The sequence below is a fragment of the Collimonas sp. GW821-FHT02H07 genome (assembly GCF_059421505.1).
In genome coordinates, this window is the sequence record NZ_JBWKVC010000019.1 from 20,216 (window position 1) to 35,683 (window position 15,468).

At 48.0% G+C, this 15,468-nt stretch carries 11 protein-coding genes; 5 read left to right on the forward strand and 6 right to left on the reverse strand.

Annotation, left to right across the window (positions count from 1 at the left end):
* Positions 1-127 precede the first annotated feature (127 nt).
* Positions 128-1,063, reverse strand: coding sequence for a LysR family transcriptional regulator (locus AC07V8_RS22930; protein ID WP_494680446.1), 936 nt, complete (start codon positions 1,061-1,063; stop codon positions 128-130).
* Between the two features lie 100 nt (positions 1,064-1,163).
* Here AC07V8_RS22930 and AC07V8_RS22935 point away from each other — a divergent pair, with 100 nt between their 5' ends.
* From AC07V8_RS22935 to AC07V8_RS22945, 3 genes are all read left to right on the forward strand, one after another.
* A complete protein-coding gene (locus tag AC07V8_RS22935) occupies positions 1,164-1,493 on the forward strand; it encodes a nuclear transport factor 2 family protein (protein WP_494680447.1) in 330 nt (109 codons plus the stop codon).
* The gene (locus AC07V8_RS22940) at positions 1,490-2,272 is read left to right on the forward strand and encodes an SDR family oxidoreductase (RefSeq protein WP_494680448.1); all 783 of its coding nucleotides are present in this window, start codon (positions 1,490-1,492) and stop codon (positions 2,270-2,272) included. Before AC07V8_RS22935 ends, AC07V8_RS22940 begins: the two co-directional genes overlap by 4 nt.
* A gap of 1,238 nt (positions 2,273-3,510) precedes the next feature.
* Complete coding sequence (locus tag AC07V8_RS22945) at positions 3,511-4,608, forward strand: toll/interleukin-1 receptor domain-containing protein (RefSeq protein ID WP_494680449.1); 1,098 nt, start codon at positions 3,511-3,513, stop codon at positions 4,606-4,608.
* 192 nt (positions 4,609-4,800) lie between these two features.
* Here the strand turns inward: AC07V8_RS22945 and AC07V8_RS22950 are convergent, their stop codons facing one another.
* The 5 genes from AC07V8_RS22950 to AC07V8_RS22970 all read right to left on the reverse strand — a co-directional run bounded on the left by AC07V8_RS22950 (position 4,801) and on the right by AC07V8_RS22970 (position 12,276).
* A complete protein-coding gene (locus AC07V8_RS22950; RefSeq protein ID WP_494680450.1) occupies positions 4,801-5,835 on the reverse strand; it encodes a hypothetical protein in 1,035 nt (344 codons plus the stop codon).
* A 94-nt stretch (positions 5,836-5,929) separates the two neighbouring features.
* On the reverse strand, positions 5,930-6,967 hold the full coding sequence (locus AC07V8_RS22955; RefSeq protein WP_494680451.1) for a DNA helicase UvrD: 1,038 nt from the start codon (positions 6,965-6,967) through the stop codon (positions 5,930-5,932).
* A complete protein-coding gene (locus tag AC07V8_RS22960; RefSeq protein WP_494680452.1) occupies positions 6,952-8,520 on the reverse strand; it encodes an ATP-dependent nuclease in 1,569 nt (522 codons plus the stop codon). The genes AC07V8_RS22955 and AC07V8_RS22960 overlap by 16 nt, the downstream gene beginning before the upstream one ends.
* A 110-nt stretch (positions 8,521-8,630) precedes the next feature.
* Complete coding sequence (locus tag AC07V8_RS22965; RefSeq protein WP_494680453.1) at positions 8,631-11,057, reverse strand: hypothetical protein; 2,427 nt, start codon at positions 11,055-11,057, stop codon at positions 8,631-8,633.
* A complete protein-coding gene (locus tag AC07V8_RS22970; protein WP_494680454.1) occupies positions 10,972-12,276 on the reverse strand; it encodes a hypothetical protein in 1,305 nt (434 codons plus the stop codon). The genes AC07V8_RS22965 and AC07V8_RS22970 overlap by 86 nt, the downstream gene beginning before the upstream one ends.
* 342 nt (positions 12,277-12,618) lie before the next feature.
* Between AC07V8_RS22970 and AC07V8_RS22975 the strand changes: the two genes are divergently transcribed.
* Both AC07V8_RS22975 and AC07V8_RS22980 read left to right on the forward strand, forming a co-directional pair.
* Entirely contained in the window at positions 12,619-14,397 is a 1,779-nt protein-coding gene (locus tag AC07V8_RS22975; RefSeq protein ID WP_494680455.1) for a TnsD family Tn7-like transposition protein, read from the forward strand.
* Positions 14,398-14,422: 25 nt separating this feature from the next.
* Entirely contained in the window at positions 14,423-15,463 is a 1,041-nt protein-coding gene (locus AC07V8_RS22980) for a TniQ family protein (RefSeq protein WP_494680456.1), read from the forward strand.
* Positions 15,464-15,468: the final 5 nt, after the last annotated feature.

A 15,468-nucleotide genomic window follows, 5' to 3' on the forward strand; every position in this document is an offset into this window, starting at 1 on the left:
ATCGGCCAGGAGCTGCCGGTCATACAACAGCGGAAAAAGGTCTGCTTCACCGACTGATTGCGGACAGTCGGTTTTACGATCGGTGGGTGACGACCTTTATAGCGGACCTTCCCGCCCGTTGGAAATGTCACCCGCCAACGTTTCTGGTCAGTCGCTTGGACACGGGCTCGTCTCGGTCTAGCAGGCAATCAATGAAAGCGCGGAGCGCTGGTTGAGGGTGGCGACGATTCGAATAGTAGAGGTAGAGGCCGGGACTCGTCACTGACCAGTCTGTCAGGACGCGCTTGAGCCGTCCGTTCGCCATCGCCTCGCCTACGCGATCGTCGTCGTAGGCGTAGAGAATTCCGAGGCCCTGCAATGCGCCTTCGATGACGACATCCTGGTGATTCGAGATCAACGGCCCTTCCACGGCCATTTCAAGCTTCTTGCCCTTCTTCTCGAATTCCCATCGATAGATCCTGCCGCTGCCGGGAAAGCGCCAGTTGATGCAAGCATGGCGGTGTAGATCGGCGGGCGTCCTGGGCTCGCCGCGACACGAAAGATAGTCGGGTGACGCAAGGGCAAGCATCTTCACGTCAGGGGTGAGGCGCACGGCGATCATATCTTTCTCGAGGCGCTGTCCGACACGAATGCCTGCGTCGAACCGTCCGGCAACAATATCGCTCAGGCCATCGTCGATCACGATGTCGAGCACAACATCCGGGTGCGCCAAGTGAAACCGACCGAGTCGCGGCGCGATGATCTTCTTCGCCGCCATGCCCAAAGTGTTGATGCGCAAGGTGCCTGCTGTCCGGCCCGTGGCGGCGACCGCTTCGGCGACGGCAGCATCCATCTCCAGAATCATCGGCGCGACGCGCTCGTGGAGGCGGGATCCCGCCGTCGTCGGCGCCACGCTCCGTGTCGTGCGATTGAGTAGCCGCACGCCGAGCCTGGCTTCGAGTTGGCGGATGGTCTGGCTCAGGGCCGAGGGGGACAGCCCGAGATGATCGGCGGCGCGCGCGAAGCTCGCCCACTCGACGACGGCCGCAAAGGCTTTCAACTCGGCAAATTCCGATCCGCGCATTATGTATTAATTGCTAAATAACATATTCATATTATAGGTGATTCTCTAATCTTCGAAAGGAGGTCATAGTGATTTCACTGTACGAACAGAGGAGACCGCCATGACCGACCTGATTCTTCCCGAACCGATCGCCGCTTACTTCGACGCCGACACGCGCGACGGCGAAGCCGTGACGCGCTGCTTCACGAAGCAAGCCGTTGTCAAAGACGAGGGACAAACCCATTCCGGTCCCGAGGCCATCAAGGCGTGGAAAGCCGCGGCGTCTGCCAGGTACTCGTACACCAGCGCCCCCTTCGCCGTGGTGCAGAAAGACGAGCGATACATCGTCACGAGCCGGCTGACCGGCAACTTCCCGGGCAGCCCGGTCGATTTGCGATACGCCTTCCGCCTCGAGCGCGGAAAGATCGCGTCCCTGGAGATCACACCATGACCTTCGATCTACAGCTCGCCAATCGGCGCGCACTGATAACTGGCGGCACAAAGGGCATCGGCGCTGCGGTAGTGGAAACACTCCGCGACGCTGGAGCACGAGTCGTCACCACGGCGCGTTCCGCGCCTTCTCGGCCGGTCGACGGTGTACGCTTTCTTGCCGCTGATCTTTCGACCTCCGAGGGCGCCAGCGCGGTGGCCCAGTCGGTGCTGCAGCAGCTCGGCGGTGTCGACATCCTCGTCAACGTGCTCGGGGGCTCCAGCGCCCCAAGCGGAGGATTCGCGGTGCTGGACGACACGGAGTGGTCGAAGGAGCTAAACCAGAACCTCATGCCGGCAGTTCGTCTCGATCGAGCCCTGCTGCCGTCGATGATTTCGCAGAGCTCCGGCGTTATCATTCACGTGACGTCGATCCAGCGCGTTCTGCCGCTGCCCGAGTCGACGACCGCCTACGCTGCGGCCAAGGCGGCGCTGTCGACCTACAGCAAGGCCCTTTCGAAGGAGGTGGCACCAAAGGGAATCCGCGTTGTCCGCGTTTCTCCCGGCTGGGTCGAAACCGAGGCGGCAGTCGAATTGGCGCAGCGCCTCGCAGCCCAGGCCGGTACGAACTACGAGGGCGGCAAGCAAATCATCATGAAGGGCCTCGGCGGCATTCCGCTCGGCCGGCCCGCCAAACCGAAGGAAGTCGCGGACCTCATCGCTTTCCTGGTGTCGCCACGAGCCGCTTCGATTACCGGTACGGAATACGTGATTGATGGCGGGACCGTCCCGACTGTCTGAATGGTTGGCATCCGCTTCTGGCAGGGGCCTGCCGGCCGGCCGCGAAGATGGCCGACCGCTTCAGCTGCATTTCGGACGTTCGGACGCCAGCATCGTACTTCCGCTTTGGATCGTTTGCTGCCTGTCGCAACGCGCATCAGTCGGTCAATCGCGGACCGTAAGGCCAGCACCTTTTCAGGATAGGTCAGCGTAGACCAGCATAGTAGGTCAGTCAGAACCGGCCCAGTGACCAATTTGTACCAGCGCCTGCTTTCACCCCCAAAACAGCCTACAGATTCGAGGCCCGGCGATTTTCAACCTCGCAATCGATAGCAAGTTACGCGGTTGCGACCCCTCGTTTTTGCTAAATTCAAGACAAAAAAATGAGCTACGACTTTCATCGTAACTCACTGTTTTAATCGCTACTATATGTGCTGGCTCCCCGACCTGGACTCGAACCTGGGGCTTATGGGTTAACAGTCTTCCAAAAGGCATTATTGTTTCGGTTGTTAATGCCGATCGTTTGTTTTCAACTTTAATTGTAAGAAATATCGGGATCGAAATTTGCCTGCCCCAACCGGTTCAAAATGGCGTGTGCTTACGTCGTACCCATGCGCAGTTCATTGGCGTCAATAGATGATTTCGTGTGCAAGGTTGGAATTTACTATCCCAATCCCTCTTTTTTAGCGCAGGGGGGAGCATTTTTACGAAAGACAATAGTTTCGGATACAGCACATCAGCATTACCTTTCCGGCCTATATAAGGCATGCGTATCCGAAACTAATTGGTGTTCCCAACAGATATGTTCCGTGCAAATAAAGTCTGAGACAAAAATGGCCCAAAAGGCTCACAAAAGTCGACATTTTCATCAATTAATGTCTGAGACAATTAGCGTAATTCTACGCATTTTTTTGCACAAATTTCTTAATGTCTGAGACAAGTTGGGCTTAAGTATAACTCCTGCGTTCGTTTGCTTGCTGAGTGCCCCAGTCAGTTTGACCCGCCCGCCATACCCATGCGCACGCCGCGACCCTGTCCAGAGAGCCCTCAAAGCCCAATTCTTCAGGTCTTCATAGATCTGCTTAAATGTCCGCCGTTGCTTGCGTGACTTGGCTGCCTCGGTCTTCAGCAATGCCGATATCCGTTACGACATACCGTAATGAAATACACAATGGAAAAAGAAAGCGGCAGAAGCCTATGTCGCTTCATAAATTATCGTTACACTAAGGCAATTGAGAAAATGCTAAGAGGGCCATTTCATGCAGAAACCAACGATATTCTTTAGCCACTCATCCAGAGACAAAGATTACATCTCAGTTCTTCGGAAGAGAATTCTCAAGGTAACCGCCAAAACAATAGAGATATTTCAATCAAGCGACGGAGAAAGTATTCCTTTCGGGAACAACTGGGTGCACAAAATTGAAGAAAATCTGGACAAAGCAAAGATCATGCTGGTTTTTGTGTCGCCTCAATCTATCAATTCGAATTGGATTCATTTCGAATCTGGCTTTGCATACGCCAAGGGGGTAAAAGTAATCCCGATAGGAATCAAGGGGATAGATGTAGGAAAATTATCTCCACCGATTAATCTGTTGCAGGGATTTAATATCATGAGTGAAGCAGGGATGAACAACATAGTGACTGTCATTAATAGAGAGTTCAATTGCGATTTTTTGGAAGATTTTGAGTCGCAAGATTATGCTGAATTGTCCCTGCATGATGAAACAGCTGCCGTAATCATTCCCTCATCGGTTGATTATTTCCAATTCGATTTTCCGGCAAAAATTTCACTGGGGAGAAGTAGTGAGGTCCTAATTTCGGAAAAGCCTCTCGAAGCAATCGGACAATGCCTGGATAAGCTTGGTATTGAATTTGGATACAGCGCAGAAAAGAAAATATATTCCAACGGGGTGGTGATTGAGCATAAGCCCCCATCAAATGGGGAGCAACCTCCGACTCTAGGTCCCGTGAATTTAAAGATGGATCCATATAGATTTTCCACGAGCAAGGAAGTCGTTGAGGGTATGTGTAATGCTTTATACGGCGAGAATCAGTTAACTAAATTCTGGTGTCGGGTCTTTTTCAATGAGGGTACGATACTTGAAACTACAGAATTTAAAGTATCTGCTCGCCTACACAAAATCGGCTTGTCTATGTCCAAGCTAAATGCCAGTTTCTTTACATATAAAGGGTTGGATTTTGTATTGAAGAGGGACATTAACTCGCACCAAAAGATGGTGCCGGTAAAGAATCACATTCATGTAGTTTTTGACCCGAAAAATCTTGTCCCAAGTGAAATCCTTGAACTCATTTCCCTGATGTATGACGCGAAGGTAATCTGTCAGCAAAAAGAATAGTAATGGGTTTTGACGAGATTGTATGGTGCGGTAAGTCAACGCTCTGAGTGAATTTCCCCAAGGCGACCCTGTTGTATTACTGCCGCTGATTACTAGAGCGACCCGGTAGCCCGAGGGCGTCCTGATCCAATGCACTTGTTGTGAGTCGAATTTCGAATTGGGGTATATAAAAATGCCCATCAAATCCACGTTCTAATCAGTCGGTTTCGTCAGTCCCACTTGATGTGCTTCCGTCATTGCATGTTTGACCCATGGGGGAGTCAGATCGTCCGATAGTTGTGTGAATATATTATCCGTTGCATCACCCTTTGCCTCTGGAAACGTCCAACCCTTTTTTGTATTCAGCTCGATCACGGCTATCCCGTCGGGTAATAGACTGAGCGAGAACTGGCTCTGCGCTCTTGCAGTGTCTGTCAATGAACCGAGAAATTGCCCGTCAGGGTCAAGCACCAGGTTAGCTAGCGAGCGCAGGTTTTTTCTCATGCGAAATAGGGCGGACGTGACCATTCCTGATGTGGCAGCGGTCGTAACTCCCCCACCGGGTGAGAAATAGGCATTTCCATCAATTGTAAGCATCGGATCGATTCCTGCTTTGCGAAGTTGTGCCCGTTGCTCGTCAGTGTAGGAATTTTTTGGTGTAAGGACACCCTTAAGCCGAAACTGATCTATGTACGACGGCCAGTTTCTCGCGATAATTTTAATAAGTTCTTCCCTTGAAAAAAGGAATTTATCGCCTTTATGTGGTTGAATGTCGATGAAGAGAGTGTGATCTCTCCCGAAAACGGCAAATAGCAGAAAGCCAGCTCGACCAGAGAAATAACTACCTTCACCAACGGGACGATCAGAGAGATGAAGATGATGGATACCCCAATCGGCCCAAAGCAAGTCAGTTCTTGAACTCCGATTCTCCGCGCTGGTGTCATGGAAAAGCGTCAGGCCCTTCCCCTGGTAAGGGTTTACATCTTCCCCCGTAATGATCTTATTCTCGATCAAGTGAAGTGCTCGCTCAGCTTCATCATGAAGTTTCATCGGGAACTGATCTGAAACGTAGATTTTTCTTGGGCGAGGGTCGATAAATCTCAACCGAAAATCCAGCCAGCGAAGTAATGGTGAGTGCAGACGATCGACAGCGCGGTCATGTTTTACGCCAAAACCATCCAACAGTGTTTCAGCGATTTGGTTCGCGCTTTCAACGAACTCAGCTTCCAATGCTTCAAACTTCTGCATAGCATTTTCTTCTTGTCGATGTTGTTGACAATTTCCTAGACCTATAGCGATTGACGGTTTAATCAACTACAAGAATACGTAGGTAAGAAAATAATCAATTGGACGATTTGTATTTCTTGAGCATCGTTTCAGGTACAAAATACAAATTGCCTCTTGCCCTTGAACAAGCAACATAAAATTTGTTCTTGGTCTGCGGAGGCAGGCTTATTAAGTCCTGTTTTTTGTAAAGCTGATAGGTCGTTTTATTCAAGACAACACAAACGTCTGCGTAATGATCTTGACCTTTTGAGCCTCCCCAGTTTTGAGAGTAACAGTCATATTGGTCGTGGCCTTGGTAGAATAGTTTGATGGTCGTTTCGCATGAAAATAATTGATCAACTCCATCTTGATCATCAATCATTTGAACGTTAGTCTCTCTGTCCGTGTGAGAGTCAATTTCTATTCCAATATTTTCTTTGATGAACTTGCACACGGTTGCGCTACATCTATGACTATTAACAAGGGTTTTTAGATCAATATTTACATCGATCTTCTCAAAACGCTTTTGATACTTCAGATAGTCCTCATGTAAGGTTCGATTGGTTGCCCCATCTCGGCTAGTATCAAAGGTATGCTGATAAAAATCTCCTACGAGCAGTGTCCCTAATTTTGACGCAGAAATTGCAGTTAGTAGATTGAAGTCGTGGCCGGCAAAATCTTGGACTTCATCGACATAAAAAGTATCAAAATATTTTTCAACCCGTTTGATGACTTCATCAAAGACGTTCTTGATCGTCAGAAATTTGGCTATGCGGTTGTAATATAGCCGCTGACTGGCGTGTATGTAACGTCGCGTGTCCTCTAGTGGCAATTTGCCAGTCCACTCTGGTGGCATGTCCCAGAAGATACCCTTCGTACGGAGCTCAAGGGCCAGAAATGGGCGATAACAGAACGAATGCAAAAAGGAAAAATACGAGTAGAGCGTTATATTTGGGGGGAAGAAACCAAACTTTTGAATGATTTTGAAGCGTAGATTTTTTAGATTATTCTCAGTGTAGGTTACAACAAGAAACCGTTTCTCAAGATTGAGATTTGCGATGAGTAGAGTTGTTTTTCCTGATCCTGCTACAGCGAAAATTATTCTCTTATCCATTCTATCGCCTCCTTGATGTAGCTTGGCGATTTGAGATATTCCCCCTTCTTGCTCAACAATTCAAAGGCGACGTCCGCTTTATTATTGAGCATGTAATCTTGGACCGAGACAGTCCTCCGACCAGGTTTGAATAGTTCATCGCAGATTGCCACGTTGTCTTGATAGAGGCATATTTCAAAGGTACTTCTGGTATTGTCGATGTCTGAAAATACCTTGATGTGATCAGCTTTATATTCGTTGTAATTCTCGACGCAATTTTTATTGTGGTTCTTGTCATTGTCACGAACAATGGCGGTCTTAATGCCCAAAATTTTTGCAATGTCCAAATAACGTTTGAAGCTGGTTCCGCCGACGGAGATAACATGCACATCGTCTTTCTCAAGTGTCGAATCGGAAACGATCGTCTTATATAGAGCGTCAATTAGGATGAATTCAGCGTCACCTTCAACCAGGATGACTTTTTTTGACAGGACGAATTCAAGTATGTTGTTGTCGGGTGCTTTGATAAAAAAGCTTGCTGTACTCTCTGGCAACTCCTTCAATAGCAAAGGTTTGGCGCTGCTACTGTTAAGCATGATCGCCTTACGCAAATCAAGTCGGGTGCAAATGAGGTTGTTGTGCGTGGCGATGAAAAGCTGCTTCTTCTCGCTTTGATAAATTCGCTGAACGAGCTTCTTCATGCTCACGTGACTTAGATGATTCTCTGGCTCTTCCAGCAGTAGAGCATCGATCTTGTTTTCCACCGCATTCTTCTTGAGTGCAAATTCTGTCTTGATGAAACATTGCCGACCTTTACCCTTATTTTCAATTGGGATGTCATCCTCAGTGATGACTAAATCCGTTTCCAAGTTGGATTTGGAATTTGTTCGGAGGGAAAATTTGTAGTCTTCAAGTTTGTCGTTCATATCTGCAAGAACGGTGTCTTTGAATTCGGATTTGTGTTTGCGATACTCATTTTGATACCGGTTCTTTTGAGCGGTATCCGCATTGGCGCTGTAGATTGATTTGGTATATTCCCTGGTCGCATATTCATTGTTGATCTGCGAACTATCAATGATTATGTGTTTTAGGAAGCGTCTGTAGCCAGTGAATGGTTGATCAGCAAAGGTAGTAAACCTAATTGAATAGTACTCAAATGGAAAATTCGGACGATCCTGCTTGAGGATTTCTTGTATCTCTTTGCTATATTCCTCAATTGGTTCGCAGTCTAATCTAAGGCCGTCACAATCGATGTTGTCGAAGTTATTCCTGCCGAACAAATCTGGATTACCTTGTTCGTTTAAGTAAACTTCAACATACATGGATGGCAAATCAGTAATTTTCTTTGTGCCAGCTAAAAATTTACTCACAACGTCTATGTTGAGTAGACTTTCAATTCCAACTGTTTCAATCTTGCTTCTGCTTCCGCTCAAAACGAGATCCAGTGCCAGTAGAATTGAACTTTTCCCCGCTTCATTGTCGCCAATCAGGATATTTATTTCATCATCAAAGTTGACCTCAAAATCTTGAAATTTCTTGAAATTGGAAAGCTTAATTTTTGTTATGACCTTCATACATCATGTTCCCTGTTGTAAGCAGTCCAATACTCACGCGATTGACGAAATACTAAAGTTCCAAAGGGGGGGTAAGTTGGTTTATCAAGAAAATTTAAAAGGCTAATTGCTCACGCAGTATTGAGCACTCGCTTCTCAACCACCAGTGCTAGACAGCCAATCCAGCCAGTACAATTTTTTGCACAATTCAAGACGTTGCGCATATCTTCCTTTCGAAGCTTCAACTTTCCCGTTGCCATGGCGAGCAAGAATTCTCCCGCGGCAGCACCGGCCGGATCGTTATAGTATTGCAGCCACTTCAGAAGCAGCCGCTCCATGTCATGACTCATCTCTGGACTGACGCCGTAGTTCAGCTCCGCTGGATAGGCGGCACGCAGCAAGGCCGCTTGGATAACAGGGTCATTGAAACGTGTGAATGTCTCGGGGCAAATCAGTGCGTGTTGGAATAGCCCGGTTCTAAGACTGGTCTCATCCGTTTTCGATGCCGCGATCCTTGCCGCCTGAAGCAAGGCCGCAATGGAAAGAAGCACAGCCCCACCAAAATTATCGCCTTCGATTTCGCTGCTACCGGGCCATAGAAAAAATCCTGTTGACAAGGGTAGCGGCTTTTCTAGAGCCGACGGAAGAAAGACCGATTGGTCTTCGAGTGTTTTGAAATCGTCCAATAAATTAGTTCGCGCAGATACTGCGACGGCATTAACATTTTTTTCCGCCATGAGTTCGTCCAACTCATGTAAAACCTCGATCTCTAATGGCCATTGCACCGCTGTGTCTAATCTCCCAATTGGCAACGCAAACTGAAATTTAAACTCGTAACGGCTGTCGGCCGTAGCAACTGAAGCAATGTCACTCTTCAGTTGGTTAAGATGGGCCTGGGATTCCGGTAGCACTGCAAGTGCCAAAAATAGGCGCGGACCTTTCGGTTGTTTATGCCGTAATAGTGCACTGATTTGCTTAAAAGCGAATCCATTTCCAACAATAGGAGCAACAACTATGATGCTGCAATGCTTTAGATCGTGTTGGAATGGCTTACTCGATTTAGCGAGTTCGTCGCTGCTGAGCTTGAACACGGTAGCGCTCGGAGCCAATTCCTTTAAGACATCTTCCGTGCGTTGTGCAAGATCTAGCGCTGCTTGAGCCACTTCTGTTGCGGAAGAGCCATCCGCCGACGGATACACAATTGCAATTGGTGACGGTGAACTGTAATTTTTGAGCCAACTCTTCAATAGTGAATCTGCCTCATGATTTTCCGGCACGCATGCCATATTTATCAACTTAGGAAAGTCAAACGAAATCGACCATCGTGATCGTGCGTCGAATCGTCCACGTGCGATCTTAACTACATGCTTATTCGCAATTTTTGCAAGGATATTTTTCGTGGGGTCGTCAAGAAGCTTGTGAACCAATCGGACGCGCTTTGGCTTCGCTGGCTGACTCAGAAAGCGTTCTCCAACAATACTAATCGTTTCAGTACCTGGAGGAATAGATTTAATATCAGCTTGAAACTGGTCGCGCAGGCCGTCTAAGGCGGGTCGTCCTCTCAACCGACGCGGCAGTAGTGAAATGCACTTTGGTTCGGGGAGCTGAGCATCTTCCTTTTCTACAATCAGGGGAGCCAATGCCAGCAACGTCCACACCTCTGCGTTGGATACGCCAAGTTTCATGCTTACTCTTTCCGCCAGACCGCCGGAAGTTGAGGCAGAGATGATAACAAACGCCGGGCGCGGAGGAGGACTCCATTTCATTAGTCCGTCATAAGACTTGAAGCTCTCGATGTTGCATCGGATCGGAGCGGGATTACCAAGCTCATGAAGTTGGCGTAATTTTTCTGCTACGGGCCAAACACTCATTGTATCTAAGAAAATTCCAGCTTCACCGGTACCTTTTATCGTCGACTTTTCATACCAGTCGTTAAATGGTTTAAGTAGGCGCAAGGCAAGCATTTCAATGCAAGCGGTTGATTGAAGTAGTGCTTCTGCGCGGATAAAATGGCTTGAGAATCGAGTCGAAAGTTTGTCAAAATATGTGCCAGGTGGAGCGGGAATGACGACGTCAGCTTCTTCAATTTGAAGTTCGACGTATGCACGCACGGCGCGGTAAAACAATTGGGTCAGGTCAACAGGAGCATTTTCCTGACCATCTATCTTGGTCACATGGCCGGTAAAATCGAAACCACCTAGCACCACACTGCCTTGCGCACCGTGACCATATAGACGGTCCAGGCCAGGAAGTCGCCCCTGTGGATTGGCTAACTGTTGGAACTGCCGCAAAGCGTCAGCCCTTCCAATAATCAAGGTGGTGGGTGGCGGCACGTGAGATGCTGTCCAGCGGACATAAGCATCGTCAATTTCGGCGGCCACCGGTGTATCAAGACCAAGGAATATCACAACACAATCCGAATACAGATCTGTTGAATTGCCGATAGTTTCGAAAGGAAATACGTGCATATTGCTAGACCGGCAGAAGAATTGAGTACGAAGTTCCTTCAACCGCGCTGAGTGCTTCTTTATTCCACGGTCGAAGAAAGAACGCGACATCGTTATCTTCGGTGAACACATGAGTTCCGTCGTCAAGTGTATGCTGCAATGCTTGTCCGATCTTCCCCATGCCTTTCGTTCGTTGCTCAACGTCCTTCGCGGCTGATTCGGTTCCGAAAAGATAGGCGAGACGGCCGGTTCGTAGACGCATAAATCCGTTCTTTTCTCGCAGCATGCGAGCGACTGAAAACAAGCCGATACCACGCGTTGAGCTATGAGAAGAAGTCGCCCATTTTCTGAAGCACTCCACAACTGCTTCCTCTTCTTCTTTTAAGCTAATTTCATCCAGATTACTGACAAGGCGTTTCCCGTTCTCGCGGGAAGCTAACCAACGTCTAGCTAAGCCGGGGCCTGAGTCGACAACAGAAAGTTCGATAAATGTATTTCGTTTGATCGAACGCTTTCGTGAGCTAGAAATACCACCATCGGACTCACCATGTTCAAGCAAAATAGTTTGCAAATAACTGTGGAGGTGGTGGTTAGATCCACCAAAGCTAGCCGCGTTGTCGTCGTCAATCTCCACGAGGCGGAAACTCAATACTCTAAAGCTTTTCCCGCGGCGGTATAGTGTTCCTGTTTCGTCTGTCCGAGCCCACCAGTCCGCATTTTCCATAAGCTCTTTGACGAGCTGAGCAAGCGGTGCTGAAACCTCTCGCAATTCTCCGCCGGTCCACGTCGATGCCAACTGGGATAAGATATCTTGCACAAATAAGCGCACATCCGGATAAGGGCGAACAACCATTTTCCCCTTAACTTCGTGATAAAGCGGCTGAATAAATTCTCGTTTGGCTCCCTGCACGCAAACAAGATTAACTCGAAGTTGAGGGGTCGCATGGGTTCGCAGGAACTCGTATGAGTCCATCGCGTCCAAGTACCTGGAAAAAACCTGGCTCTCCGACTTAGGGATAATCTCGCCTTCTTCATCAAGAACCTTTGCTGCCATAATCCATCCACATAAGGCATGGGTGGTGCCTAAAGCATTGGCGAGCGCATAGTCGTAGTTCTTGCTTCCTCTTACAAGACCGTCGAGATGAACTGAGAATGCGTCGCCGGCTTTACGCGAGGCGGACGCGATAAGTTGGAGCAACGGCGCTTCTACACAAAATGGGAGGGGGGTCGGCAAAGAAGTTGGTAGCCATAGCGATGGATCAACCTCAAGTTTCCAGGCTGTATACGCTGCTTCTAGGCTATCCACGGTCAATGGGTCGGGCAACTTCATACGTTTCCTTGGTTATTGGCAAAATCTTAATCTGAATTAGGCAATAATGCGAGGCAAATGAATTCCCCCGGCTCACCACGAGTTTTGCTGATGCATTCGACCGGTCGTTGTGCGGGGGATTTCGGCTATTGTGGTAAAAAAAACAATGTCCGCTTACAGTTCGTAGCGGATTATCGTTGGGCACGCTCGACCGGTTCCAGTGGAACTGCTGTAGTGATTCAAAGGCGGCCCGTTCGCGATAAAATCTGGCATCCTACGGTAGGGTTGAGTCTGAATTAATACATTTGATAGATTAAGGCCTACGCTACATTTTCCCAATATGCAGCTTGTTTCTAATCCCAAATGACTCCGGAAATTAGACAGTCTGAACTCTTTCCGTTGACCGGAATTTTGGATTGGCTTCCAGATGAAATTGTTTTCAGTCTTTGTAGTAGGTACCATGCTTTAAGCGGAAATTCACGCGCCTCCATCACTTGCCAACAATTGTTCGGTGACTCCCTCAAAGGGACCTCGCATGACTTCCCGAGTCGATTAGCACATTTCACTAACAGGACCGGCGGTGTTCTCGGGGCATCTGAATCTGTAATACGACGTCGAACAATCCTCTCCTATTATTTTCCTTTTCGTTCAGCGGCAGATGAACTTGATGCGATTGCTTCCATGCAGGGCAACGGGATTGGATCGCTGAAATTTCGCTTGGGCATCCTGACCAGCAAGTTCGGCGCAAATCACCCTTTAAAGGCTTGTCCTGACTGTATGGTCGAGGACCGCCGGAAGCACGGTGTCGCATTTTGGCATTTGTCGCATCAATACCCTGGAACCTGGTTGTGTTTGGACCATCTTTCGCCACTCTTACAGTCGACCGAAAAATCTACAGGGGTTGGCCGTTTTCTTTGGTTACTTCCGGAAAAAGAGCTGCTATCTCGAGGTTTGTCGTTTGAGAAATCAAGCTCAACGGACCGTCCATTGACGCAATTACTTCTGGAGTTAGCAAAGAGCGCAAATCAACTCGCGGCACTTTCAGAGGGATTTCACTTTGACGCACAAATCTTGTTACGGACTTATCTAGCATCTCTCAGCGAGTATGGGCTGTTGGCTGCCAGTGGAACTCTTAAGGGGGCTTCAATCGGTGCATCATTTTTCTCTATGTTGAAGCCGTTGATCGGCACACCAGAATTTCCGACATTGCCAGAAAATGAAACTGCGGCATGGAATCAAATATCGCGCCTATTACGTATACCTCGTTCCGGCGTGCATCCGCTTCGACATCTTCTACTCATTCAATGGCTGTTTGGAGACTGGAAGAATTTTTTGAGTGCGTATCGCTACAACGAAAATACAAAACATCAATCAAGCTCAACTGACACAAATTATATCTTCGACACACATTCGGATTCGAAGAATATCGATCGCGAAAATCTACTTAAAATGCTTAGCGAAGAAGGTCTATCGATCACAGCGAGTGCACTCCGAATAGGCATTGATACCGCGACAGCTATGGCATGGGCCGCTGACGCTGGCATATCAATAAAAAGACGCTCAAAAAAACTCAAGCCTGTTGTTCGAGAACAACTGATTGCGGATTTGAAGCGAGGTCTTGATAAAAAAATAGTCGCCGAGAAGTTTGATATTTCTGTACAAACGATCACAACTACGTTGCGATCGGAAATCGGTCTCCATGAGACCTGGGCATCAGCAAGGAAGGAAGCTGTCCGCAGTTTCATGCGAACTCGATGGCAAGAGTTATGTGTCACATATGAGGATATGGGAATTAAACATGTAAGGGCGATAGATCCGCGCGCCTATGCCTGGCTATATCGGAATGATAGAGTTTGGTTAGAAAAAGCATCCCTTCAATTGGGAAAAGTAATCCGCGACAAGCAGAATAGAGTTGACTGGAGTAGTCGCGATCGTCAACTTTCTAATGACATCAAGCGCGTAGCATCAGAGATTTTTTTGAAACTTCCTGGTAAGAAGATAGCGCTCTGGCAGTTGTATCAGGTACTGCCAGAGTTGAAAATCAGACTTTCAAGCTTGAGTCATCTACCACTTACTAGGCGAGCAATTGATGTGATCATTCGCAAGAAACTGCCTCCGAACAAGCAACAGCATCTTTTCTGAAAATTTCATGATCTAGGACATGAACATGCATATTCCAAAGCCGTTACCGGATGAACTGGCACGGGGCTTGTTGGGACGTATTAGAATATTGAATGTTTTAGAAACGATAGAGGATGCTATTAGACGTCTTCACAATTTCATTGGGGATGACGGCCCTCCCAGGGCGAATCGGCATGATGCCTCATTGCTTCCCTCTGCTGCAAATATGTCTCCCATTGCTTTCGTCATGAAGCACACATTGGTGCCTTTTAATTTCGCGTTCTCAAACAATCGTGAAAAGGGGCGTCATGAGAGACGATTAGATGAATATTTTTCGACTTCACATCATGAGGCTAAACTCACAGAGGCATTCCTGTGTCCGAACTGCGTCCGAGAAGATCAGTTGTTATTGGGTTTTTCTTATTGGAGACGCACCCATCATTTACCAGGTATTCATTGGTGCTTGAAACATGAGTGTTCATTGCTACGCGTGATTGGCTTGAATCCTTATTTCGACACGCCAGCATTTCATGCAGATTCCGCGTTGTCGTATAGCCCTGACTATATTTTGGCAGCACAAGAAAATTCCGTCATCCAACGATACGTCGAAATTTGTTGTAATTTGCTCGATCGAGAAGCTTCTTTCGACTCTACAATTGTTGCAGATGCATTGTGTGGAAAGGCCGAAGAATTCGGACTCCATGTTGGGAAGCGGGGTGGCGCCGGTCGCCCTCTACTAAGCGACGTTGCTTTGACGGCACTACCAAACAGTTGGCTTACTACAAATTTTCCGTGGTTCGCTCAAAAAGTTCCTGGGCAAGATGTCCAATCTTTTAACCGACTAACTAGCCATCTTTTCAGTAGTATGTACGCTGAGAACTATGTATTGGCCGCGGCGTTGATGTCGACGCACCAATCTGTCGATCTAGCAAGAAAATTTGGTATGGAAGCGCGACAATATCGTCGTTCGATCGGACTAAAAACTGTGCGGCAGGTCTCGAGGCGACATGAAAAAAATCGAATCCGTGGAGTCGAAGAGAATCACTATTCTGACATTGCCCGAGATCTCTTCATCAGTCTGTCCTGAATAGG